The sequence below is a fragment of the Brevibacillus sp. WF146 genome (genome assembly GCF_001673705.2).
Lineage (GTDB): Bacteria > Bacillota > Bacilli > Brevibacillales > Brevibacillaceae > Brevibacillus > Brevibacillus thermoruber.
On record NZ_CP109943.1, the window covers coordinates 2809893 to 2831746 of the forward strand.

At 53.5% G+C, this 21854-nt stretch carries 25 protein-coding genes; 5 read left to right on the top strand and 20 right to left on the bottom strand.

Annotation, left to right across the window (positions count from 1 at the left end):
• Window positions 1–3 precede the first annotated feature (3 nt).
• Window positions 4–432, top strand: coding sequence for a protease complex subunit PrcB family protein (locus tag A6764_RS13960; RefSeq protein WP_065066199.1), 429 nt, complete (start codon window positions 4–6; stop codon window positions 430–432).
• 164 nt (window positions 433–596) lie between these two features.
• Here the strand turns inward: A6764_RS13960 and A6764_RS13965 are convergent, their stop codons facing one another.
• From A6764_RS13965 to A6764_RS22430, 5 genes are all read right to left on the bottom strand, one after another.
• Window positions 597–1016 carry a hypothetical protein gene (locus A6764_RS13965; RefSeq protein WP_029099419.1) on the bottom strand — a complete coding sequence of 140 codons (420 nt, stop codon included), beginning with the start codon at window positions 1014–1016 and terminating at the stop codon, window positions 597–599.
• 84 nt (window positions 1017–1100) lie between these two features.
• On the bottom strand, window positions 1101–1820 hold the full coding sequence (locus A6764_RS13970) for a thermonuclease family protein (RefSeq protein WP_065066198.1): 720 nt from the start codon (window positions 1818–1820) through the stop codon (window positions 1101–1103).
• Between the two features lie 334 nt (window positions 1821–2154).
• Window positions 2155–3204, bottom strand: a complete 1050-nt coding sequence (locus tag A6764_RS13975; protein ID WP_044900235.1) for a methyltransferase domain-containing protein — start codon at window positions 3202–3204, stop codon at window positions 2155–2157.
• Window positions 3205–3494: 290 nt separating this feature from the next.
• Window positions 3495–3938, bottom strand: coding sequence for a CBS domain-containing protein (locus tag A6764_RS13980; RefSeq protein ID WP_029099416.1), 444 nt, complete (start codon window positions 3936–3938; stop codon window positions 3495–3497).
• A gap of 318 nt (window positions 3939–4256) precedes the next feature.
• The gene (locus A6764_RS22430) at window positions 4257–4337 is read right to left on the bottom strand and encodes a putative holin-like toxin (RefSeq protein WP_171565708.1); all 81 of its coding nucleotides are present in this window, start codon (window positions 4335–4337) and stop codon (window positions 4257–4259) included.
• A gap of 191 nt (window positions 4338–4528) precedes the next feature.
• On the opposite strand from A6764_RS22430, the gene A6764_RS13985 reads away from it, so the two are divergent.
• Window positions 4529–4873, top strand: a complete 345-nt coding sequence (locus A6764_RS13985) for a YugN family protein (RefSeq protein WP_029099415.1) — start codon at window positions 4529–4531, stop codon at window positions 4871–4873.
• A gap of 84 nt (window positions 4874–4957) precedes the next feature.
• Window positions 4958–6127 carry a putative lipid II flippase FtsW gene (ftsW, locus tag A6764_RS13990; protein ID WP_035297993.1) on the top strand — a complete coding sequence of 390 codons (1170 nt, stop codon included), beginning with the start codon at window positions 4958–4960 and terminating at the stop codon, window positions 6125–6127.
• A gap of 58 nt (window positions 6128–6185) precedes the next feature.
• Here ftsW and A6764_RS13995 read toward each other — a convergent pair whose 3' ends face one another.
• Entirely contained in the window at window positions 6186–6518 is a 333-nt protein-coding gene (locus A6764_RS13995) for an Asp23/Gls24 family envelope stress response protein (protein WP_029099413.1), read from the bottom strand.
• Window positions 6519–6570: 52 nt separating this feature from the next.
• The gene (locus A6764_RS14000; protein WP_264622261.1) at window positions 6571–8226 is read right to left on the bottom strand and encodes a thiamine pyrophosphate-binding protein; all 1656 of its coding nucleotides are present in this window, start codon (window positions 8224–8226) and stop codon (window positions 6571–6573) included.
• 125 nt (window positions 8227–8351) lie between these two features.
• Between A6764_RS14000 and sleB the strand changes: the two genes are divergently transcribed.
• Window positions 8352–9107 (top strand): spore cortex-lytic enzyme, encoded by a 756-nt coding sequence (gene sleB / locus A6764_RS14005; protein ID WP_044900231.1) that lies wholly within the window; start codon window positions 8352–8354, stop codon window positions 9105–9107.
• A 60-nt stretch (window positions 9108–9167) separates the two neighbouring features.
• Here the strand turns inward: sleB and A6764_RS14010 are convergent, their stop codons facing one another.
• A complete protein-coding gene (locus A6764_RS14010) occupies window positions 9168–9425 on the bottom strand; it encodes a hypothetical protein (protein WP_044900230.1) in 258 nt (85 codons plus the stop codon).
• 170 nt (window positions 9426–9595) lie between these two features.
• Here A6764_RS14010 and cax point away from each other — a divergent pair, with 170 nt between their 5' ends.
• On the top strand, window positions 9596–10639 hold the full coding sequence (cax, locus tag A6764_RS14015) for a calcium/proton exchanger (RefSeq protein ID WP_065066195.1): 1044 nt from the start codon (window positions 9596–9598) through the stop codon (window positions 10637–10639).
• 89 nt (window positions 10640–10728) lie between these two features.
• On the opposite strand, the gene fosX is transcribed toward cax, so the two are convergent.
• From fosX to A6764_RS14075, 12 genes are all read right to left on the bottom strand, one after another.
• Window positions 10729–11145: a FosX/FosE/FosI family fosfomycin resistance hydrolase gene (fosX, locus tag A6764_RS14020; protein WP_065066197.1), complete on the bottom strand. Its 417-nt coding sequence runs from the start codon at window positions 11143–11145 to the stop codon at window positions 10729–10731.
• A 62-nt stretch (window positions 11146–11207) separates the two neighbouring features.
• A complete protein-coding gene (locus A6764_RS14025) occupies window positions 11208–11981 on the bottom strand; it encodes a 4'-phosphopantetheinyl transferase family protein (protein WP_065066194.1) in 774 nt (257 codons plus the stop codon).
• Between the two features lie 128 nt (window positions 11982–12109).
• On the bottom strand, window positions 12110–12370 hold the full coding sequence (locus A6764_RS14030; RefSeq protein ID WP_029099406.1) for an acyl carrier protein: 261 nt from the start codon (window positions 12368–12370) through the stop codon (window positions 12110–12112).
• A gap of 13 nt (window positions 12371–12383) precedes the next feature.
• Window positions 12384–13421: a 3-oxoacyl-ACP synthase III family protein gene (locus tag A6764_RS14035; protein WP_029099405.1), complete on the bottom strand. Its 1038-nt coding sequence runs from the start codon at window positions 13419–13421 to the stop codon at window positions 12384–12386.
• Window positions 13422–15104 (bottom strand): thiamine pyrophosphate-binding protein, encoded by a 1683-nt coding sequence (locus tag A6764_RS14040; RefSeq protein ID WP_065066193.1) that lies wholly within the window; start codon window positions 15102–15104, stop codon window positions 13422–13424. It abuts the gene before it with no gap.
• Window positions 15101–16327, bottom strand: a complete 1227-nt coding sequence (locus tag A6764_RS14045; RefSeq protein ID WP_051188211.1) for an aldehyde dehydrogenase family protein — start codon at window positions 16325–16327, stop codon at window positions 15101–15103. Before A6764_RS14045 ends, A6764_RS14040 begins: the two co-directional genes overlap by 4 nt.
• Entirely contained in the window at window positions 16309–17763 is a 1455-nt protein-coding gene (locus tag A6764_RS14050; RefSeq protein ID WP_029099402.1) for a class I adenylate-forming enzyme family protein, read from the bottom strand. The genes A6764_RS14045 and A6764_RS14050 overlap by 19 nt, the downstream gene beginning before the upstream one ends.
• A 10-nt stretch (window positions 17764–17773) precedes the next feature.
• Window positions 17774–18685, bottom strand: a complete 912-nt coding sequence (locus tag A6764_RS14055) for a hypothetical protein (RefSeq protein ID WP_029099401.1) — start codon at window positions 18683–18685, stop codon at window positions 17774–17776.
• A gap of 12 nt (window positions 18686–18697) precedes the next feature.
• Window positions 18698–19633: an ACP S-malonyltransferase gene (locus A6764_RS14060; RefSeq protein ID WP_029099400.1), complete on the bottom strand. Its 936-nt coding sequence runs from the start codon at window positions 19631–19633 to the stop codon at window positions 18698–18700.
• A 19-nt stretch (window positions 19634–19652) separates the two neighbouring features.
• Window positions 19653–20405: an SDR family NAD(P)-dependent oxidoreductase gene (locus A6764_RS14065; protein ID WP_029099399.1), complete on the bottom strand. Its 753-nt coding sequence runs from the start codon at window positions 20403–20405 to the stop codon at window positions 19653–19655.
• On the bottom strand, window positions 20395–21036 hold the full coding sequence (locus A6764_RS14070) for a GNAT family N-acetyltransferase (RefSeq protein ID WP_065066192.1): 642 nt from the start codon (window positions 21034–21036) through the stop codon (window positions 20395–20397). The genes A6764_RS14065 and A6764_RS14070 overlap by 11 nt, the downstream gene beginning before the upstream one ends.
• Window positions 21037–21178: 142 nt before the next feature.
• Window positions 21179–21826 carry a response regulator transcription factor gene (locus tag A6764_RS14075; protein WP_029099397.1) on the bottom strand — a complete coding sequence of 216 codons (648 nt, stop codon included), beginning with the start codon at window positions 21824–21826 and terminating at the stop codon, window positions 21179–21181.
• Window positions 21827–21854: the final 28 nt, after the last annotated feature.

The window sequence follows — 21854 nt, forward strand, 5'->3', positions numbered from 1 at the left end:
GCCGTGTTGCACGCATTGTACAGTTTGCTTTTGGCTGCCGCCCTGTCGATTCCGGCGGGACAGCCGTTTTCTATAGATCATCCTACCCCATCTGCCGTCTCCGTGGAAAGGGCGGACGCGTTTGAAACCGTCTCTGCCCCCTACCCGCCGACCGTCCGGGACGCCTTGAACCAAGTGCGGAAAAGCGGCGGTCACACTGTCGTCCGCGCCGACGGCAAGACCTATGTCGTCATCGGTGTCGGGCAGCGCCCGACCGGCGGCTACCATCTGGTGGCCGAGCGGGTGCAGCGCACCGGCGCGCACGGATTTGTTATCCACATCCGTGAACAAAAACCGTCCGCCGGCGCGATGAAGACACAGGTAATTTCCTATCCGACCCTGGTTGTCGTGCTTCCCGACGCGCAGGCCCAGGTGCAGGTAACGATCTCTTGACGCGACAGAGGGGCCGGCAACCAGCCTGCCCCTCTTTGCGACACAGGAAAGCCGGCCCATGCTTGTCCCGCCGATACGGGATGGGGGTCGGCTTTTTGTATGCAGTCCGCCTCGGATGCGCTCCGCTTTTCCGGACTGCCACTCCCGGTTTGACGCCGGCCGGGCTACGGCTTGACGTCGATCTGCAGCTTCTGCTGCACGCCGTACGATTCGTGGTTGTTGTGCGCCAGTTCCACCACGACTTCGTGCCGGCCCGGGGGAATGTCTTTCAACACGTACTGCGGTTCAAAGATTTTGGCCACCTTGTTCCCGTCCAGGTAGAGATGGACGTGCCCTTCACCGTACCGGTTGTCCTTCCCCATGTTCTCCACGGAAAAGGTGAAGCCGGTCACGTTCAGCTTCAAATGCAGGTCGTCCTGTTTGAGCGTATGGGACACGTCCAGCGTGGGGGGATGGTGATGGTCGTGAACGGCTTCGACCGGCGCCTTGGTTTCCGCATCGCGGCTTGCATAGACAAACAGTTCGATGCACGCGGCCGCCCCGATCAGCAAAAGCAGGCGGGAAATCAGTCGTTGGGCCTTCATCGGGACACTCCTTTCCACATCCAGTCACCCACCAGTGTTCCCGAACCGGGGCCGCTTCATTCGTTTGCGCCTGCTGATCGGCAGCTACCGCTTGGGCGGGCGGAATCCCGCTGCCTTGGCCTCTTCTTCCGTGGCGAACCAGACCTCCGCTTTCGTCCGTTCATAGTTGGGCGATCCGGGCACGTGATAGATTTTCTCCCCTTTGGCATTGATGTTGCCCTTGATCGGCTTGCCCGGCGGCGGGGTCTCCTTCGCGCTCTCCGCCTGTTTCGCTTCATTGTTTTCCTTGGCGTTATCGCCTTCTTTTGATTTCGATGGGTTCCGGGCATCGGACAGTCCCCACAGTCCTCGGTTGTGTTCCCGCGCGTCCCGCTCCGCTTCCAGAAACAGATCGGCGTACGCCACGTTGGGCGGGATGGTCATGATTCGCGCGTATCCGTCCCGGACCAGTTTCTCGTTGACGAACGTGCCGTCCGCCATGTACACATACGCCAGTAGCCGGCCGTATCGGTCGCGGGGTTCGACGTCAAACTTGAGCGTGACCGTCTGCCCCGTCAGCAGCTTCTTGCTGAAGTTGCTCGCTTCCTTTCCGTATGGTTCCACGGGGTGGTTGGGCTTGACCGTCTCGGGCGTGTCGACGCCGATCATCCGCACTTTTTCCCCGCTCGCAATCTCAAACGTGTCCCCGTCCACCACGCGCTTGACGACCGCTGTCATCTCGCCGTTGGGACGCGGCTGATCCTCGGCCGCACAGGCGGTCAGCAGGAGGGACAGGGCGATCAGCCAATGGATGATGTTCTTCATCGGTGTTCTCTCCTTTTCTCGCTGCGCTGTTTACCAGCGTAGCCGATCGGCCCGAAGAGGTCAACCGGGATGAAGGCGGCCGGGAGGGAAAACACAAAAACGACCCAGCAGGCAGGTCGTTTTGTCGAGGATGTTCAATCCCGGTCGCTGAACAAAAACAGCAAGATCACCACGACGATGATAATCCACAAGAAATCATCGTTCTCCCGGTCAAAAAAACCATCCAGAAAACCCATGGTGGAGTCCCCCTTTCCTTCTCGCTACAGCCTATGCAACTGACTAGACGGGTGTCAGTGGCTGGATGAGCCCAAAAGTGGCAGGGACAGGGGGCCGCTTACGCCAATCGGGCGAAAACGAGGTGAACATAGGTCGTCAACTGTTCCGCTTCCGGCTGAAATCCCAGTTCCTCCAGCGCGGCCAGCAGCCGCGAGCGGTCGGCGTAGTACTCGTACTCGATCCGTTCGATGGCATCCGTCTGGCCGGACTGCCGCAGTGCCTCCAGGTGCTGCGCGCGATGGTCGGCGTCCGTGAACATGAGATCGGCAATCGCCAACCGCCCCGCCGGTTTCAGTACGCGCCGGCACTCCGCCAGCGCCAGCACCTTCTGCTCGTCGGTCAAATGGTGCAGCGCATAGCTGGTGGCGACGAAGTCAAAGCGGCTGTCCAAAAACGGGAACGCGAAAAACGTGCCGAGCTTGGCCTCCACCCCTGGATTTTTTTGCCTGCATCGCTTCAACATCTCAGGCGACTGGTCGAACGCGCAAATCGTCGCTCCCCGTTCCCTCAACCGCCGGGCCAGATTCCCCGTGCCCGTTCCAGCGTCAAGACCGGTTTCGCCCGGCTGGGGGGCGACCTTCTCGACCAAGGCGTCGAGCACTTGTTCATATCGTTCGTGTGGGTTAAACCCTTCCCGCGATTCCGTGACCATTTGGTCGTAGTCGGCCGCCAACTGGTTGAAATTCCACCGGTCCACCCAGTTGCTTCGCGCCAGGCGGAGCCGTTTGCTGGCTTCCGCCAGTTCAAACAGGGAGGCGGGATCGCTTTCTCCATCCCGCTTCACCCGCTCAATCATCGCCTCCGTGGTGTGGATCACCTTGCTCAGCTCCACCCAGCGGTCGTACACGAAGGAAAGCTGCAGCTCCAGGTAGTGCAGGAGGCCGCCCTCCCCTTCGTCCAACTGCCGCAGCAGTTGGCGGATGTCTTCGATGGACATGCCCACCTCGCGCAGGGTGATGACGGTTTGCAGGCGCCACACGTCCTCCTCCGTAAACTGCCGGTATCCGGAACCGTCCGCCTTTTTCGGCGTGACCAGTCCCTTTTCTTCGTAAAAACGGATCGCCCGCGGCGTGATTTGCAGGCGGCGGGCCATCTCCTTGATATGCATGTGCCGCTGTTCTCCCCTTTTTCCGATTCTCTCCCCATTGTAAACCTTGACGCTGCGTGAATGTACAGCCCCTGTCCCGCGACGGGTAAAGGACCGCGGAAAGGACCGCAGTGTTATTGGACCGTGCCGGGCGAGCGGGACGGCTGCTCCCGCCTATCCATATAAAAAGGAAAGGCTGCCGGTCGCTCGCCGACAGCCTTTCCGTTCCCAGGACAAACGTCCTCCTGCCGCCGTTACATGGCGGTGTATCATGTGCCCTGCGACGTGCTGCGCGATCCGCCGGCAGCCGCTCAGTGGCGGGGCGCCTGTTCGGAGATTTCGTACAGCGCTTCGCTGGCTTCATCGTGGTGCGCCTGGCGGACCGCCATGTCACCCAGCGCAACAATCCCCACCAGCTTGCCGTTCTCCACCACCGGCAGACGGCGAATCTGATGCTGGGCCATGATTTTGGCCGCTTCGTCCACCGTCATATCCGGCCGGCCCAGGATGATGTCGCGGGTCATCACCTGTTCCACGGCAGCCGATCCTTCCCGCTTCTCGGCCAACCCGCGAATGACGATGTCGCGGTCGGTGATGACGCCGATCACATCCTGCTTTTCATCCACTACGGGGATGACGCCGACATTCCAGTCGCGCATTTTGCATGCCACTTCGTAGACGTTATCTTTAAGCGTAACAGTCGCCACGTCTTTCGTCATGATTTCGCGCAGCGTGCGGTTTTCCACTTTTGCCATCTTCTTCTCCTCCTTGTCGCTGGTAACGTTTGTAGTGTGTCCGGCCCTCTTCCGTTTCATGCACAAAATGGGACAAGCGGAGTGATTTCCATCTGGAGATGACCCAGTGAATTGTGATAAGATGGAAACATGATGCTGTCAAAAGACGGCATCAATCTCACGTTCGGCCCCCCAGGCTTTTTGCCGTGGACGGGCGCAAAAAAAGACCGCCGGGTGGGGCAACACCCTACGGTCGAAAGTACAATAGACGTTCCCCAAAAGGGGGGCGGCTCTGCATTCCTGGGTGTAGACCCCCTGGCTGTTCAGCTCAAGGGAGGTCTACTTCTTTTTACTAGACGACAGCATTAAGACTAAAGTCCCAAACGCCAACATTAGACTTAGTGCTTCGAATACTGTCATGGTATCACCCCCTTTCCGATATCGGGGATGAACCGACCACCCTTGAGGAGCCCACCTATTGTGTTACCCGATTATACCATATAATGGGAACAGGGTCATCATTCTTGAGGCACGACTTATCCATTGCGCTGTATCCAAAAACAGACTATCATAAGGGAGTGAACAACTTACCAATTGTAGGAGGAAAATCGATGGTTATCAAGGATACGGGAATCGGCGGCAAGGAAGTCATGCTCACCGATCTGGATCATTACATGAAAGATCTCGGATTTAACCGCGGCGCCTGGGATTACCGCCACGCTACATACGATTACAAAATCCTCGATAAAGGCAACGTGTATTACCTGCGCATCGAAGCCAACGTGACCGAAGGCAAACTGGAAGATCCTCATGCCGTGCTGAAGCTGGAAGAACCGTACATGGGCAAGCACCTGTTCCCGCACGGCCTGGATTACGATTCCCCGATTCCGGATTCCGTCGTGCAGACGGCCAAACGGAAACTGCAGGTCCTGAACGAGAAGCTGTCCGCCTATTGATGCGGCTCCTGCCCAATTGAAAAGAGCGCACACGACTACAGAGAGGCACCCCCTCTCTGTTTCACGTCAAGGGGGGTTTTCGTTATGAAGACACGGGGCGTCCCCGATTTCCTGCTGCTGCTTTTGACCGCCCTGCTGGTTGGATTCGGCATCACGATGGTCTTGAGCGCCAGCTCCATCTTCGCCCTGACCAGCTTCATGGGAAAAGGCTGCACGTATTGCAATGGAGACGAGCTGTACTTTGTCAAAAGGCAGGCACTGTGGCTGGTGGTGGGTACCATTGGCATGCTCATCGCCATGAACATCCCCTTTTCCTTTTACAAGCGCAACTTTCTCTTGATTGCGCTGGTCAGCCTGTTCGCCCTCCTGCTGGTATTGATCCCCGGGATCGGCTACTACAACAACGGGGCCCGTTCCTGGTTCAGAATCGGTTCCTCCACGATTCAGCCGGTGGAGTTTGCCAAGCTGGGTCTGATCCTCTACCTGGCGGCGATCGTCACCAAAAAGGGAGAGGGCATTCGCCGGTTGAAAACGGGCTTGATGCCGCCTCTCGTGGTGACCGGGGTGTTTTTCGTCCTGATCATGGCCCAGCCGGACCTGGGGTCGGCCGCGATCGTGCTGGGGACGGCCGTCATCATCATGATCAGCGGCGGAGCACGGATCGGCCAACTGTTTTTGATCGGATTTCCGGTGACGTCGCTGGCCCTGATCAGCTACATCCTCGCGAAGGAACACGCCTGGGAGCGGATCACCTCCTTTTTGGACCCGTGGCAGGATCCTCGCGGCAGCGGCCTGCAAGTCATCCAGTCATGGATTGCCATCGCGCACGGCGGGTTCTCCGGTACCGGATTTGGGAAAAGCATCCAGAAATACCTGTACCTGCCGGAAGCCCATACCGATTTTATCTTCGCGATCATCACCGAAGAGCTGGGCTTTATCGGCGCCACCCTCTTTCTCTTGGTCTACCTGCTGTTCCTCCTGCGCGGTCTTCACATCTGCCTGCGGGTCAAAGACACCTTTGCCAGCCTGGTCGGGATTGGCATCGTCAGCATGATCGGGCTGCAGGCGTTGATCAACATCGGCGGCGTCATCGGGCTGATTCCGCTGACCGGTGTCACCCTGCCGTTCATCAGCTACGGCGGCTCGTCGCTCCTGGTCAGCCTGGTGTCGACGGGCATCCTGCTCAGCGTCTCGCGGGAGGTAAGCCGGCAAAAAATTGCCGAACAACTGCAAAAGCAGCCGTACTCAGCCTGATGCTTCAGGGAAACGGCGAACCAATGGAAAAACGACCTGTGTGCCGACAGGTCGTTTTTTACGTGAGATCGATCGCGTCGACGTGGACATGGACGGCCTCCACGAACAAACCGGTCAGCGATTCGACGATCTCCTTCACTTTTTCCTGGAGCTGGCGGCAGACGTGATGGATCGGCAGTCCGTATTTGACCGACACCCGTATCTCGATCCGGATGCTTCCGTCCGCAAGCGACACGGTAATGCCTTTTGTGCCGCCGCTGATTCGTTTCGCCAGGTCCTGGTACAGCCCGCCGGAGTGCACGGAGATGCCGGATACCTCCCCAGCCGCCGTTCCGGCAATCACCGCCACCACTTGATCCGCCACGCGGATTTCGCCGCGCCTTTCTTCCATGGCGCCCCCTCCTTCCTCTCTCCGTCACCAGGGCTGCGGCCGCGCTCGGTTTTCAGATTTTTCTTTCATTATAAACAGAGGAAGCTTGGGCTTGAAAGGGGATTTCTCGTTTTCGCTCGGTCAGTGTCGGAAGCGTGCAGTGCACGTCGAGAAGCGTCAGACGGTCGGACGCGCACGCCTCGGTCAGCGCGGACGCCAGTTCGCCCCTGCTCCGAACGGATCGTGCCGGTACGCCGCAGGCCCTGGCCCACTGGACGAAGTCGGGGTTTTGCAGGCGGGTGCCGAACGGGACGAGGCCGGCTTGCGTCATCTTCCATTCCTCCAGCCCCAGCGTTCCGTTGTTGACGACAATCAGCGGAAACGCTGTCTTCTGCTCCACGGCCGTCATCAGTTCGGACAGGCACATCTGCAGGCCGCCGTCTCCCGTCACGCAGACCACCTGCCGCTCCGGCTGGTTCAGTTTGGCCGCAATCGCCGCGGGAAGGCCGTACCCCATTGTCCGCCACTTGCCGGAAAAAAGCGGACGCTGACGGACGGCGCGAAACGCGCGGTTGAACCAGATGGTGTGTTCGCCGGTGTCCAGGGTGATGACGGCATCGTCGTCCACGGCCCGGGACAGCGCATGCATGAGCGCCTCCGGCGTGACCGGCTGGTCGGGCCCGGCGGCGACGGCCTGTTCGGTCTCCTGCCAAAAGGCGGCGTGCCACCGCTCCACCCGGGCCAGCCAGTCGGGGTCGGGACGCTTGTTCTCCAGCCGGCGCATCCAGAGCGGCAGGACCTCTTCCAGATTGGCCGTCACCGAAAACAGGTCGGGATGGAAGTGGATCGCCTCCGGCAGCCGGTCTACCTGCACGACCGGCACGCCGGCCGGGATAAACGCCTGCGGGAACCAGCTCGCACCGAGAATCACCAGCAGGTCGGCTGCGGCCAGCGCGTCCAGTCCGGCTCTGCTCCCTCCTTCGCCCAGACCGCCCAGCATCAGCGGATGGGATTCCTCTACGACGCCTTTGGCCCCCAGCGAGACCAGCACGCCCGCTCCCGCCTGCTCCGCCAGCCGCCGGCACGCGTCCGCGACGCCGCGCGCGCCAACCCCCAGCAGCATGAGCGGCTTTTTCGCGCGGCCCATCCACTCGGCCGCCTGCTCCACATCTCCTCTGTCCGCCCGCAGGCCGGACGCCTGCCGCGGCAGCGCGGGGATCAGCGGGCAGCCGGTCGTGCGGGAAAAGACATCCTTGCACACCGCCAGATGGGCGACGCCCTGCTGCGACGCGGCCGTGACGAACGCTCGCTGCAGCACCGCGCCGATCGCTTCGGGATGGGCGACCGTCGTCGTGTACCGGCTGATTGGGCGGATCACGTCTTCCTGGGGCACGTACTGCTTGTACTCTCCCCCCAGCCGGTACGTCTCCACCTGTCCGGTAATGGCCACGACCGGAGCCCGATCCGTCTGGGCATCCGCCAAACCGTTCAAGAGCTGAATGGTGCCCGGCCCGCTGGTGGCCGTGCAGACAGCCGGTTTCCCCGTCAGTTTTGCTTCCGCGGACGCCATCAAGGCGGCGGCCGATTCGTGGCGGCAGGCCACATAGCGGATCTGCCGCTGCTTGCCCAGCGCGTCCAGCCAGGGCAGAATCGCGTCGCCGGCGACGCCGTAAATCCGGGTGACGCCCCACGCGGCCAGTTGTTCGGTGATGTATTGAGCGACTTGCATCCTGTATCCTCCCCTTTCGCGTCTGAACGTAGTATGCCGCTTTTTCCATCATTTTACTATCCAAACCTGTCCCAAATTGGAGAGCCTAGTAGGCAGGATCAGGCGAATCAAAAGGAGGATGAATCATGAAACAGCCTGTCAAATGGCTGGTGGCCGTGCTGGCAATCGCGCTGCTCATCACCTCGGCAGCGCTCGTCTCTCCGAAGCGCTCCGACGCGTTTAGCAATCAGATCGTCAAAGTAGGGACTCAGGGCAAGGACGTTCGTGAGATGCAGGGACGGCTGAAATTCCTGGGGTTTTACACCGGCAAAGTGGACGGGGTGTTCAGTTGGCGTACGTATTGGGCCCTGCGCAACTTCCAGTACGAATTTGGCCTGAAAGTAGACGGGGTGCTGGGGCCCAAGACAAAGCTGAAATTGTACAACGCGACGAAAAACTGGCGTCCCACCGCGGAAGAACTGGGTGTGCCCCAGACGGCCAAGGCACCGTCCAAGCCGAAAGCGCCCACCTACCACGCCCACGGCATCTCGGAGAACGACATCCGTCTGATGGCCAACGCCGTCTACGGCGAGGCCCGCGGCGAACCGTACGTCGGACAGGTGGCGGTGGCGGCCGTCATCCTGAATCGCACGCGTCACCCGTCCTTTCCCAACACGCCGGCCGGCGTCATTTTTGAACCGCGCGCCTTTACGGCTGTGGCGGACGGCCAGATCTGGCTGACGCCGAACGAAACGGCGAGAAAGGCTGTTCAGGATGCGTTGAAAGGCTGGGACCCTTCCGGGGGCGCCATCTATTACTTCAACCCGGACACGGCCACGTCCGCCTGGATCTGGAGTCGGCCGCAGATCAAGAAAATCGGCAAACATATTTTCTGCCGGTAACCGGAAGCAAAACAGGCACGGTCATATTCCGTGCCTGTTTGTCTGTCTGCCCGCCGTCCATTACGGCCGCTGTCCCTGCATGTGCTCCGCCATTTTGACAAAGCGTTCCTCCTGTTCCGTCGTGCCGCACACGCCGCATTGGACCAGGAAGCGCTCCCCCTTGTACGGCTGGTGAAACACGTCCAGTTCGTCGGGCGACAGCTCCGCCACAACGTCGCCGGACTGCGGGTCGAGCCGAAAGTAGCGGGGCGTTTGTTCAATGACTGTGAACCTCATCCGGTTCGACTTGCATGTGGGACACAGATACGGTTTTGCCATGCTGATACCTCCTCAGACGATGATTCACCCGTTAGTTTCCGCCAATGAGGCCAGGCTATACCCGTCCCGTCTGGTTCGATTTTCTCGTGACTGGAGCATCCGATTCGGGTAAACTAGAGTACGCGACATCATGGTGGTACATAATGTAAAATCTGTTTTGAGGTGAACGTATGAATCTGCGACTGTTCTTTTCCCTCGTCGGGGGCAGCTTCCTGTTGGCAGCGTACGCCCACTACTTTACGGACAACGAGATTTTACGCTTTGCGACCGCCTCGTTGGCCATCATTTTTCTTGCCGCCTGGCTGGGGAAATCGACGGAGAGCGTCGCCCATTACGCCGGCGACCGCATCGGCGGTTTTCTCAACGCCACGTTCGGCAACGCAGCCGAGCTGATCATCGCCTTTTTCCTGGTCAAGGAAGGGCTGTTTGACATGGTCAAGGCCTCCATCACCGGCGCCATTATCGGGAACATGCTGCTGGTGCTGGGGCTGAGCGTGCTGTTGGGCGGATTGAAATTCAAGGAACAGACGTTCAACAGCAAGCTGGCCGGCCACAACGGCTCGCTGATGATGCTGGCGATCGTCGCCCTGTTCATTCCCGCCGTGTTCATGCAGCAGCTCCCGCCTGCAGAGATCGGCAAGCTCAGCATTGTGATCGCCGTGGTCCTGATCCTTGCCTATGTGCTGTGGCTGATCTTCTCCATGGTGACCCACCGGGAATTCCTGTCCGACATCGAGCCGCACGAGAGCGAAGCGGTGTGGTCCAAAGGCGTCTCCATCCTGATGCTCGCCCTGTCCACGGTCTTCGTCGCCATCGTCTCCGAATGGCTGGTCCACAGCGTCGAACAGGTCTCCCATTCGCTGGGGTGGTCGGAGCTGTTTGTCGGTGCGTTCGTCATCGCCATCATCGGAAACGCCGCCGAGCACAGTGCTGCCCTGCTTCTGGCCATAAAGGGGCGGATCGGCGCGGCAGTGGAGATCGCCATCGGCTCCAGCCTGCAGATCGCCCTCTTTGTGGCGCCGACGCTGGTGCTTATCAGCCTGCTGTTGGGGCAGCCCATGGACATCGTGTTTACGCCGTTTGAGCTGGCCGCGATCGGCGTCGCCACCTTTATCACCATTTCGATCACCAAAGACGGCGCCACCAACTGGTACGAAGGCGTTCTCCTCCTGACCGTCTACGTGATCCTCGGCACCGCCTTCTTCTTCGTCTGAGAAAAAGACTGCCCGATTCGGCAGTCTCAGATTGCAGACAAACTAGAGGGCATGTAAAAGAAAAAGCTCGGTTTTTTGCCGAGCTTTTTTTATTCATGGTGATCGACTTCCCTGTAAGCGGATAATCGTTCCTCCAATGTACCGGTGTGCAATTCAAACAGGTTGTTATCGTAATCATAGAAATAGATGGAGGATCCTTCTCCCTTGATCCTTGGGCGAGGAGGTTTCATTTCCAGGTGTAACGCTTTGATTTTATCGACATAGTAGTCAATGTCTTCTTCTTTGATTTTGAACGCCACATGATGATAGGTTCGGTTAACGATTTCTTTATTTTCCATGACAGCGATCCACTGTCCACCGATAATGAAAAATCGTTCTCGTGATAACGAGTGTGTCTTGTCTCCGCTGTAATAGACTTCTTGAGCATCAAACAATTCTTTATACAATGCTGTTGTTTTCTCTACATCTTTTACCACAAATGTAATATGGCTTACATTTTCAATCATGTTCATCATTCTTTTTTAACACGAAAATTGACGAAGTTTTTCCTTTCTTCACAAATCATTTTTTATTTGACACGCTCTATCCCTCGCTGCCGCAGCTCAGAGGGGGTTTGTCGTATATGCATCAAAATGCTTGCTTTTAATTCTGTAAACGCGACCCTTTCGACTGCATAGAGGATTTCCGATTCTTCCTCTCTTTCTACCACTGCTGAAACCATATACCCTTCCATGGGTGCAAATGTATAATAGGAAAACGACTGTTCGTCGACTCTGCCCCGGGCAAGCGGCACTGAAAAAGACAGAGGCGGCAGCGAGAAGCCTTTCCCAAGCGCCTTCATCACTGCTTCCTTTCTCGTCCAAAGCTGATAAAATGCTTCTCGCTTCATGGAAGGTGTACCTTGCTGCTCCACATAGGCTATTTCCTTTGGCAGGAAAACACTCCGCATTACTTCAAAACAGCAATCCTTCTTGGCCGCTTCAACGTCGATTCCCGTCTTCTCGATCTCGGAAATGGCGCATACCAACATCCGATCGGAATGGGATAAATTAAAAAACAACGGTCGCTTTATACTACCCGCCACATTGCGGCTGTCTACGAACAGCTTTCCGTACTCATTCTTGATAAACCTGACTTCTTGCGGGAGGACTCCCAGTTTTTGTCCGATCATCCGCTTGAGCAACATCCGTCCCAGCAAAAACTCCACTTTTTTGAAATCGACACGATATCTCTCATACACCGCTTTTTCTTCTTGATCCAGTACTTCCAAACAGCTATTCAGCTCCGCAGGCTGTACCTCTTCATCGACATGAAGCCAATAGATTTCAACCTTCTTTCCCATTGATTCCCTACTTCCTCCACGATAGTTTGCATGTAGAAACGTTCTCCATCTGAAACGGCTTTGCCTGCTTGACCGGGCAGCTATTACCATTCATGAAAAAAAGGGGGAGGTCCCCCTTCTTTCTGCCATCATTTCGACAACTGCATGCCCTTTTGCTTTTCAATAAACGCCACAATGCTGTTTATCGTTTTAAACGTGTCTGTATTGACAGCACCGATGTCCAGATCAAACTCCTTTTTGATCAGATTGATGAACATCAAAACGTCCATGGAATCAAGGCCATACGGCGAGTCGGGACCAAACAATACCTGATCATCGTTCACATCTTCCCAAGAAACGTTCAATTTATACGCTTCCAGAAACTTCTCTCTTACCTTTTGTTTGATCATAAGTCATTCTCCTTTACTGGTTTTTTGTATATTTTACACATAGTGAACCCCATAAAAATCCGGCGCCAATGGCGGATATCACCAGATAATCCCCCGGTTTAATCGCTTTTTCTTCCAAAGATTTATGCAGAGCGGAAAAAAGGGAAGCAGCCCCTGTATTTCCATACTCCTGAATGGTTACGGTCGTTTTCTCCATCGGCACGTCCAATGCCCGCATCGTTTTCTTAATGATATTCAGATTGGCTTGATGCAGGATAAAGTGATCGATATCCGATACTTGCAATCCAGCCTTTTGCACGGCATTTTGAATAGAGATGGGCAAGTTTCGGGTGGCCGTCTTCCAGACCTCTCTTCCGTTCATCCTGATAAAATGGCTGGTAAACAAGTCTGCTCCCTCTGGCATCCGTGCAGTACCTCCGCCGTGCAAGGTGACTGCCATGTTTAAAGAAGAGTCCAGATCCCATGCCAGCAATCCGCTGCCTTCGCCTGTTTTTTGAAGGAGGATCGCTCCGGCAGCATCCCCAAAAAACGTCTTGGTAATCCGGTCTGCCGGATCGATGTATCGCGACAGGACTTCTGCCCCGATAACCAGCACATTGTTGATGAACTGATTCTGCAAAAGATGAGACGCAAAGAGGATGGAGTAAATGCCTCCTGCACAAGCTGCCTGCGTTAAATCGAAGGGAATCGCGTTTTTCGCACCTAATTTCTCTTTGACGATCAGAGCGGTAGAAGGAACCTGTTGATCCGGGGTCGTGGTACACAGGACAATCGCATCGAGATCCTCCATCGCAATGCCTGCATCACATATGGCATCCAAGCTGGCGTGTACGCACATATCAGATGTGGCCATATCGTTTTGCAAATACCTGCGCTCGCGAATCCCGGTTTTTTCCTGAATCCATTCGTCAGTCGTGTCCAAGGTTCGGGTGAGCATCTCGTTTGTCACAATGTCTTCTGGTACGTAAAAGCCTGAACCTTGAATGCTAAACGAAGTGGACAGCCCACTTTGGTTGACCGTGGATGGCTTCGTTAACGTTCCTGTTTTCATTTACACCAGCTCCTTTGCGGGAAAATCCCCCTGTAGTCTTTTTATGGGATCCGGTACGTCATCAATCGACACAACCGCTTCTATCACGACGATTTGCTTTTTCTCATACTCGTTCAGAGCTTGCTCGACAACATGTGTGATCTCTTCACGTTTTTGCAGCCGCATTACCGTCAAATTCGGATGAAGGCTGTCCATCGTCTGCACGGTCTGGTTTAAAAATCGGGGTTTCCCCTGTCGTCCCGTATTGATATGTTGGAATTCAAGCCAGCCGTACCCGCCGTTTTTCAATACCACATAGATGATCGGAATCCGATAGGTTAACGCTGTTGGCAGATCGCTGCGGAACAGATTAAATGCGCCATCTCCAACGAATGCAACGACAGGCTGCCGCGGCTTGGCTTTGGCTACCCCGATGGCGGCACATGCCCCAAAGCCCAGGCTTGTCTGTTCGCTAGGGACAAAGGCATTCTGCTCTTTGCCAAGCCCGAGGTACGGAAAGAAATACGACCACATGTCCTGCAAGCCGTTTTCATGCACGTAGATGCTGTTCGGAGGAAGGCGTGCTTGCAGTTCATCGAGAATATCCGCGACTCTCAACCGGGAGGAATCGCGCTGCCTTTCCGCTTTTTCCGAAAACATCTCTCGCCTGCAGCGCTCTATCCCCATTTGCCATTCACGGTTTGCAGACTGCTTCCGAACATGTGCGAGGAGCTCATTTGCGACCGCTTCCACATCGCCAACCATGTATATGCTGCTATAGTCCAGATGAAAATGCTCTTCGTTTAGATTCACTTGAATGATGTCCATCGCTTGGAGCTGCTCTTCCCATCCAAACACAGCTGTTTCCTCCAGCTTGCTGCCCATGGCAATCACAAGGTCCGCCTCGTGTAACAGCGTTTTGACACGCCGGTGCAGATACAGCCCCGCCAGCCCGCAAAACAGTGGATGTTCTTCATCAAAACTGCCTCTGCCTGAAGCCGTGACAAGAACAAGAGCTCCCAATCGTTCGGCGAGTGCTTCCAGGACGCCGCGTGTTTTGATCCGTTTGCATCCTCCGCCCAACAATAACACCGGCTTTTTGGCAAGCATGATCTTTTCACATGCAAGCCTAATACCAGACGGTTCTGGCAACGGTCTGGAGACAGAGAGAGGAAAAAAATTCAGCTTTGCCTCATCAAGCAGCTCGCTGCCAATATCTTCGGGAATTTCGACGTAAACCGGACCGGGTGTTCCTTGTGCAGCCATAAATACCGCTTTTCGCAAAACCCATCCAATCGCCTCTTTGTTCTCCAAGCGATGACTCCATTTCACCAGCGGGGAAACGAACGCCATTTGGTCCGCTTCTTGAAAAGCTTTTTGATTTCCATATGAGCGCGTTGAAGTGCCTGATGAGATGATCAACAGCGGGCAGCTTTGGGAGTTTGCCTCCAACAAGCCTGTGATCACGTTGGAAACGGCAGGGCCTTTTCCCACGATGCAAACGCCCGTTTTTTGCGAGGCTAATGCGTAGCCTGTCGCCATAAACACGGCATTCCGCTGATCCTTGGCAACCAAAAATTCAATTCCGCAATCCTCGATGGCATTCATAATATGAAGCTCGTCATTGGGAAGCCCAAACACCAACTCCACTCCATACGCTCGCAGTCCCTGCGCGATTGCTTCGTATACACTGATTTGGTTCATTGGTCACCTCGTTGCCAATACTCATGTAAGATTTGCGAAATCAAAATGGGTTTGATGATCAATTCCCCGCGATAGGACACATAGTTGGCCATGGGACCATAGCCGCCGAAGGGAGAGTTGCCATTTTCAATATCAAACAGTGTTTCATTGACGGAAACGGTATGTTTTTTTCGGAGAATCTCAATGATCGGACTGTCTGACCTGCCGTAGAAGGTCGCTCCCAGTGCTCTTTCCACAAAATACTCCTGAGTTACGATCCGTTTTAAATCTTCTTCTTTGCTGTAGATGACTACATTAAACACAGGTGAAAAAAACTCGACAATTTTTACCTTATCTGCAAGGGTGCTCAAGAGAACTGTCGGCTGAATGACTTTATCCCGGTAATCAATCCTCCCGCCGTACACAATCTTCTCGCTGTATTGGGTGAGATGCTGGCCTACCATTTCCAGCGTTCCGGTATAGTGTATGGGACCGTATGCGGAATCCTTGTCTGCATTGCTGCCGTATTTAAGCGCATCCAGCTTTGCTGTCAACAAAGACAGAAACGAATCCTTCATGGTTTCTGAAACATAAACGACATCCGGTCCCATGCAGTCTTGTCCCGTGTTGTATAAACGGGCCTGGATGAGATCGTGAACCGCTTTTTCCAAATCAGCCGTTTCGGATATGATAAACGGATTGATTCCCTGTCCAAAAAAGATAAACAATTGTGTTTTTGCCAATTGGAACTTGATGCTTTCCGCATTTTGATACGTACCGGTAAAAACGACAACATCTGCACGCAAGACGGACGCTTTCATGAATTCTTTATGGGAGAGTTCCAATAAGCTCAGCGGCAGCTGGTGTATGCTTTGCAGCAAATGGTGAAGTTTCCTTACTTGAGGAAGCACCGAAGTAGAACTGCGAAATTCAATATGATTGATATACAGCGAGGGAATCAGCAGATACAAGACGTACGAATACAGAATGACATTTGAAGGCATAAACACGGACATTCGATTGACGAGGGGAGGCCGATTGTTGTGCACCTCGTTGAAGGCATTTTTCAAAGCCCGCAATGATGCTTGAATCTCCAGTTCCGCCGTCTGGTATGTCGAGATTTCCGTCAAGATCTCTCTGAGCATTTCCGGATTTGTCTCGATGAAGTGAATGCAGCGGGTTATCGCTTCTCTGCGCTGGCTTAACGGGATAGACAGCTCCAGGTCTACTGTTGTACCATGCACTTCCCTTCCTCCTCTCTCGCGTTCTTCCAGTGAACCGCCTGATTTTGCAATGCCACAAAATCAACCTTTCCATTAGGACGATAAGGAAAAGTGGGCAAAAACAATATTTTGTCCGGCTTTAAAATAGACCCAAGCGCCTCATTGATCGCTTGCTCGATCGGCTGCGTAAATGTTTGCCTGGTTTCAACGAAAAGGATCATATATGCGCCCTTTTTCTCATCCTGAAGAGATACGACTCTCACCCGGAGCTTCAATTCATTCTCCAGCCTGTTCTCGATATGCGCCGGGTAGATGACATAGCCTTTGCGGACAATTTCGTTTCCCTTTCTCCCCAGAACATGCAGATTTCCGTGTTCATCCAGATACCCCAAGTCATTGGTTTTGAACCACCCATCGGCCAGCACTTCTTCAGTCTTTTCAGTCAAATGAAGGTACCCTTTCATGACACCCGGACTGCTGACATAGATTTCGCCTGTTTCTCCGGCTGGAAGCTCATTACCCTGATTGTCCACCACTTTGAGCTTCACACTGGGAAGCGGTTTTCCGCAGCCTTCCCGAAAATCCCCCGTGTTTAGAGCGACATTGCCGACTTCGGACAAGCCATACCCGTCCAACAACGGCTGTTTTATCAAGTCGTAAAAGCTTTCGGCCAATTCCTTGGATAACGGTGCTCCGCCCACACACCACATGCGGACCGCGGAGTCCCTTACTTTTACGCACACCTTTTCCCGCTTTTTGCACATTTGGGTCAACATATAATAGGTAGAAGGAATGCCGTCTACAACGGTGGCCCCTTTTTCCGTAACTGCTTTCAGAATGGTGCGGATGTTCTTGTAATTGCATAAAACCATGTCGCACCCCGTAAGCCACCAGATGAAAACGATCGACAATCCGTAAAAATGTGTAAACGGGATGAGGGGCAACAGCACATCCTCGCTTTTGTATTGCATGATTTCCATGCTTTCCTCCAGGTTGGAGAGAAAAGAATGGCCGGACTTCACAATCCCCTTAGGCTTACCGGTCGAACCCGACGTATAAAGAATGAGGGCATCTTCTCTAGATGACCACGCTGAAAATGACAGTTCCCTGGCTGAATTCCTCCCCCCGTCTCTCACGATTTCCGAAACCAGTAACGTCCTGATCGGATCGGACAGCAGCAAAGGACGGTCAGAAATGCATAATCGACTCTCAGAATCCAGGGCAATTTCATTGATTTCCCGCGCATCCGCCATACAATCAACCAAAGCAATGGAACAGCCTATTTCAACCAGGGCGAAAAAGGCGATCAAAAATTCATAGGAGTTCTCGACTGTGACGATAACCCTGTCCTCTTCAGTGATTTGACTGCCCTTCAATTGGGCGACACAGCTTTGAATATCCCCCAGAAACCTTTCCTTCGAGTAGCTTGTTTCATCCGACTTTACTACGTGAGCCATGGAATACACCTCATGAAATACCCACCTGATGCATGACTGTGTCAGGCGATATTCCAACAGTTTTAAATTCGTATTTCAACAGTTGCGTAAATAAATTCCGCGGACCAACCACATATGCGGTTTCGATCTGCTTTTGCTTCATGGATTTGCTTACAAGATCCCATCTGACGGGATGGTCGTAGCCATCCAGAAGCATTTGTTTCAGCTCCTCGGGATCTTTGTAAATGTGACCGTCAACATCGGAAATAATCGGGGATTGAAGTGGCTTAAAGACAACCTGGCTATAGTATTTGTCCCGAAGCTGATGCTTTAAGTCCGTCAGCAAACGGCTGTGAATAGGCTGTTTCATCGTATGTAACGAAAAGCATTTGCTTCTTTGATTGATGACTTCCTTTAAGGATTGAACAACGCTTTTCTCGGCACATAGGCAAACGACTTTTTCCAGATGCCCCACCAACTCCAGCTCCATTCCCTTGCTGTTGAAGCTTTTGATTAATTCCTCCGTCTCCTCAAGGGACAAATTGAAAATAAAATGAGTGTGGTATTCTCCATCCATTCGCTGGAAGTAGCCTCTTGCGTGTTTCGCACTTTCGTGCGTCAGCCACATGGACTCCGCAAAGGTTAAGCCGGCTGACTGAACAGCAACGGACATTCCGCCAAAGCTTGCTCCGATCGAATAGTGTGGCTGCAAACCGTACCGGTCGTAAAAATAATCGAGCAATGCAATTGAGTTCGCCAAAAAGGCGGATTCAAACACTTCGTGCTGTTCTTCTTTCGCCTCTCGAAACGCCTCGGCCAAGGAGTACCCAATGATGTCGCTTGCTTCTTGAAAACGCTTTTTCGCATAGGGATTTGTTTCGATAAAATCCTTTACTTCTTCATAGCTTGAAGGAGCTAAACCAGGCAATACCAATCCAATCATGTACGGGCCTCCTTACTTCTGCTTCGCTGCCAGAACTGCTTCTATATCATGACTGTCCAGCAGCTTCTGCACGGCAAAAGGTATATCCGTGAATCCCAAAGACTTGTGAATAAAGTTTCCGGGACCGAGCATGATTACTTTTTCCACACCTTTCCTCCACAATTGCTGCAGGCATTTATACCAGCATACGCTGTTGGTATATTGCTCGATCAGTTCGGTTTTCAAGCCAGCCGCGTCGGTAATTTCCTCAGCGTTCACGTTGCTGAGCAAGGGCACGTTGGGAGAACGGAAGGTGAAAGATGGAAGCACCTCTTGTTCCAAACGCCTCCTGACGTTGTGAAGCAGCGAGCAATGTCCAGGAGGGCCATAGGGGATCGTGACACCCAGACCGCCGTAAGCACTTACCATTTTGGTAAGCAGCTCCAGACTCTCCCGATCACCGTTCACGATCATTTGCGTGGCGTTTACCGTCACACAGGGCTCGACAACTCTGCCCTCCGCTGCAAGCTCCTGGATGAAACGCTCAAGAACAGCGATATCAATGTTGTAGAAGAAGTAGACGCCGTATCGCTTGTCAGGAAACTCCTCTTCCTCCATTTCACACAACTTTTTCAGCAAGCGAAGCGTTTCCGGGAAGGATAATCCCCCTGCGCAATGAATAGCCGTTACTTGTCCCAGGCTTGGACCGAGGAAAAACGCCGGCTGCCCGATCTCCTCCCTCAGCAATTCAAACAGTGCCGTGCTGATTGTGACGATACTGGGCCTGGCAATTACACCGGTATTCGTCATGGCTTCACTTTCAAAAAAGAATTTGCCAGCAAGATCCACGCCCAAAATTTCGCTGGCCTCTGCAAACTTGGCCTGCACACTGGGAAAGCTCTCGTAAAGGTCCAAAAAGCTCCCCTGCTTCAATGTCACCAAAGGCGGAAAGATCAGTGCCGTTTTCATTGATTCTCACGCTCCTTTTCTACATATAACCTCCATCGACGACAAGCGTTTGCCCCGTTATATAGCTGGCCTTGTCCGATGCAAGAAAGGAAACCGCCTCTGCTATTTCCCTGGTTGTTCCCAACCTTCCCATGGCGATTCGCTTCTTGAATTCGTTCATCTGTTCCTCAGGAATGCGCTCAACCATGCCAGTATCTTCCGTATAACCGGGAGCAACCGCATTCACTCTCACGTTGTACGGGGCGTATTCTTTCCCCAATGAACGAGTCAGCCCGACAACCCCTGCTTTACTCGCACTATACGCGCTTAAACGATCCACCCCTATCAAGCCGGCTACCGAAGCGATATTGACGATTGCCCCCTTTTGTTCCAGCAGCATGTGAAAAGAAACGGCGTGGATGCAGTTGATGGTACCCATGACATTGATCTGGACGATTTCCTCCCATTTTTCGAGAGGATTGCTCGGAATCAGCGCTCCTCCGTAGCTGACTCCCGCGTTGTTTACGAGAACGTCTATTTTTCCGAATTGTCCAATGATCTCTGAAACGGCATCCTGCACCTGCTGCCTGTCGATCACGTCGAGTTTCACGAATGAAACCGCCTCGTTGCCGGTTTTCGCTTTAATCTCCTCAACCGCATGTGTGACTTCTTCCAACGAGCTTCTGTATCCCAGAATGACCCGGTCTCCGGAACCGGCGAAATGACTTGCGATCGCTTTGCCAAGACTCTTGGAAGCGCCTGTTACCAGTACTACCTTTTGCTTATCTTCCAATTTTCTCACCTTGTTTCAACAGTTTTGGAAAACACTCTTCTTTCCAATAACCTTGGAGATACTCGTACAATTCCTCCTGAATCTTCTGCTTCTCGCTTTTCGGGATCATATCTTCCGGTTCGCTGTAGCCGTAGTATTCATCCCGCAAAATGGAAGAAATGACTGCGTCATGATACTCGCCATCCAGGAAGAAATGATCGCGAAGGATTCCTTCGATCGTCACTTTATTCTTGATAAGAAAGCGAACCGACCGCATATTGTGCAAACCGTTAATAAATTGAATTTTATGGGCATTTTTAAAATGGAACAGGTAGTCCATGAGCAATAGAGAAGCTTCGGCGCCATAGCCCATATCCCACAATTCGGGATCTCCAATCACGCCGCCAAGCATGTAGCTGCCTTCGTATTTCAATGTTTCCCACGATACAAATCCGATTTTTTTCCCGTCATGAGTTACCACTGTGGCATAGCGGGTGCTTCCGTTTACAATATCTTTTCTGATTTCATCCTCGGTCGCAAAGTCTTGTCTCCCTCTTGCCAAAGCACTTACTTTGGATGGACATACCCATTGGGAGAAGAGCTTGTAATCTTCTTCTTCGAGCGCCTGCAATCTGACAAAATTACCTCTCATTGTTTCCCTCCGCATAAGAGATGTATCTTCATCATAAGCAAGCTGCGACAGCGATGCCCCCGTATTTCCCGCAAAGTATATACAGCTCTACCATTTTTCCTGATAGAGCTGTTCATCGTCGGTCTGCCACTTGCAAGACCTGTCAAAGTATTCGCTTGTTCAGCATCTGCCTGAACATATTTACTTTTGTCATCTTCACAGCCAGTCCAACCCTGCTTTTTACCCCCAATTTTTGCATGCACGCGGCGATATGGTACTCCACTGTTCGCTTGCTGAGGTAGAGGGTATCCGCTATTTGTTGATTGGTTCTGTCATTCGCCAGTTCCTCAGCCACGCGAAGCTCCATTTCTGTCAATGTTTCCGGCAAATGGAACTCCATGTCGAAATCGTCTGCGGTCTTCTCTGCCCTCCAGCCAGAAAAAAGCGTATCCATGAACTCGCTGGAGAAGTAGCAGCTTCCTCTTTCCACAACATTGATGGCGATTTTGAGTTCGGTGGGGCATTCCTTCATAAGGATGGCCTGGGCACCTTGGACAAATTTTGCGTAATGCTTATATTTAGTGCTCAGCAGGATGATCGTTCGAGGATGCTTGTTTTGTATGTGGAGCGAGAGAGTATCCTTCGTGAGACTTAATATGACAAGATCGAACTTTTTCATAAAAACGGGATCCGAGAGTAAATCCTGGTTGTTCAAAAAATGACAGGCGTACCTTTTTACAGACAGCAAATTCGAATAAAATGATTGCTTCCCTTCTCTCTCGTCAACGATTAAGATGTTGCGTACACCCATTCTATGTTCACCTCTACTTGCATGTACG

What these genes read in the sequence shown, in the direction of transcription:
- A6764_RS13965 (WP_029099419.1), bottom strand. Translation starts at nt 1,016, where the DNA reads ATGAAGGCCCAACGACTGATTTCCCGCCTGCTTTTGCTGATCGGGGCG.
- A6764_RS13970 (WP_065066198.1), bottom strand. Translation starts at nt 1,820, where the DNA reads ATGAAGAACATCATCCATTGGCTGATCGCCCTGTCCCTCCTGCTGACC.
- A6764_RS13975 (WP_044900235.1), bottom strand. Translation starts at nt 3,204, where the DNA reads ATGCATATCAAGGAGATGGCCCGCCGCCTGCAAATCACGCCGCGGGCG.
- A6764_RS13980 (WP_029099416.1), bottom strand. Translation starts at nt 3,938, where the DNA reads ATGGCAAAAGTGGAAAACCGCACGCTGCGCGAAATCATGACGAAAGAC.
- A6764_RS22430 (WP_171565708.1), bottom strand. Translation starts at nt 4,337, where the DNA reads ATGACAGTATTCGAAGCACTAAGTCTAATGTTGGCGTTTGGGACTTTA.
- A6764_RS13985 (WP_029099415.1), top strand. Translation starts at nt 4,529, where the DNA reads ATGGTTATCAAGGATACGGGAATCGGCGGCAAGGAAGTCATGCTCACC.
- ftsW (WP_035297993.1), top strand. Translation starts at nt 4,958, where the DNA reads ATGAAGACACGGGGCGTCCCCGATTTCCTGCTGCTGCTTTTGACCGCC.
- A6764_RS13995 (WP_029099413.1), bottom strand. Translation starts at nt 6,518, where the DNA reads ATGGAAGAAAGGCGCGGCGAAATCCGCGTGGCGGATCAAGTGGTGGCG.
- A6764_RS14000 (WP_264622261.1), bottom strand. Translation starts at nt 8,226, where the DNA reads ATGCAAGTCGCTCAATACATCACCGAACAACTGGCCGCGTGGGGCGTC.
- sleB (WP_044900231.1), top strand. Translation starts at nt 8,352, where the DNA reads ATGAAACAGCCTGTCAAATGGCTGGTGGCCGTGCTGGCAATCGCGCTG.
- A6764_RS14010 (WP_044900230.1), bottom strand. Translation starts at nt 9,425, where the DNA reads ATGGCAAAACCGTATCTGTGTCCCACATGCAAGTCGAACCGGATGAGG.
- cax (WP_065066195.1), top strand. Translation starts at nt 9,596, where the DNA reads ATGAATCTGCGACTGTTCTTTTCCCTCGTCGGGGGCAGCTTCCTGTTG.
- fosX (WP_065066197.1), bottom strand. Translation starts at nt 11,145, where the DNA reads ATGATTGAAAATGTAAGCCATATTACATTTGTGGTAAAAGATGTAGAG.
- A6764_RS14025 (WP_065066194.1), bottom strand. Translation starts at nt 11,981, where the DNA reads ATGGGAAAGAAGGTTGAAATCTATTGGCTTCATGTCGATGAAGAGGTA.
- A6764_RS14030 (WP_029099406.1), bottom strand. Translation starts at nt 12,370, where the DNA reads ATGATCAAACAAAAGGTAAGAGAGAAGTTTCTGGAAGCGTATAAATTG.
- A6764_RS14035 (WP_029099405.1), bottom strand. Translation starts at nt 13,421, where the DNA reads ATGAAAACAGGAACGTTAACGAAGCCATCCACGGTCAACCAAAGTGGG.
- A6764_RS14040 (WP_065066193.1), bottom strand. Translation starts at nt 15,104, where the DNA reads ATGAACCAAATCAGTGTATACGAAGCAATCGCGCAGGGACTGCGAGCG.
- A6764_RS14050 (WP_029099402.1), bottom strand. Translation starts at nt 17,763, where the DNA reads ATGGCTCACGTAGTAAAGTCGGATGAAACAAGCTACTCGAAGGAAAGG.
- A6764_RS14055 (WP_029099401.1), bottom strand. Translation starts at nt 18,685, where the DNA reads ATGATTGGATTGGTATTGCCTGGTTTAGCTCCTTCAAGCTATGAAGAA.
- A6764_RS14060 (WP_029099400.1), bottom strand. Translation starts at nt 19,633, where the DNA reads ATGAAAACGGCACTGATCTTTCCGCCTTTGGTGACATTGAAGCAGGGG.
- A6764_RS14070 (WP_065066192.1), bottom strand. Translation starts at nt 21,036, where the DNA reads ATGAGAGGTAATTTTGTCAGATTGCAGGCGCTCGAAGAAGAAGATTAC.
- A6764_RS14075 (WP_029099397.1), bottom strand. Translation starts at nt 21,826, where the DNA reads ATGGGTGTACGCAACATCTTAATCGTTGACGAGAGAGAAGGGAAGCAA.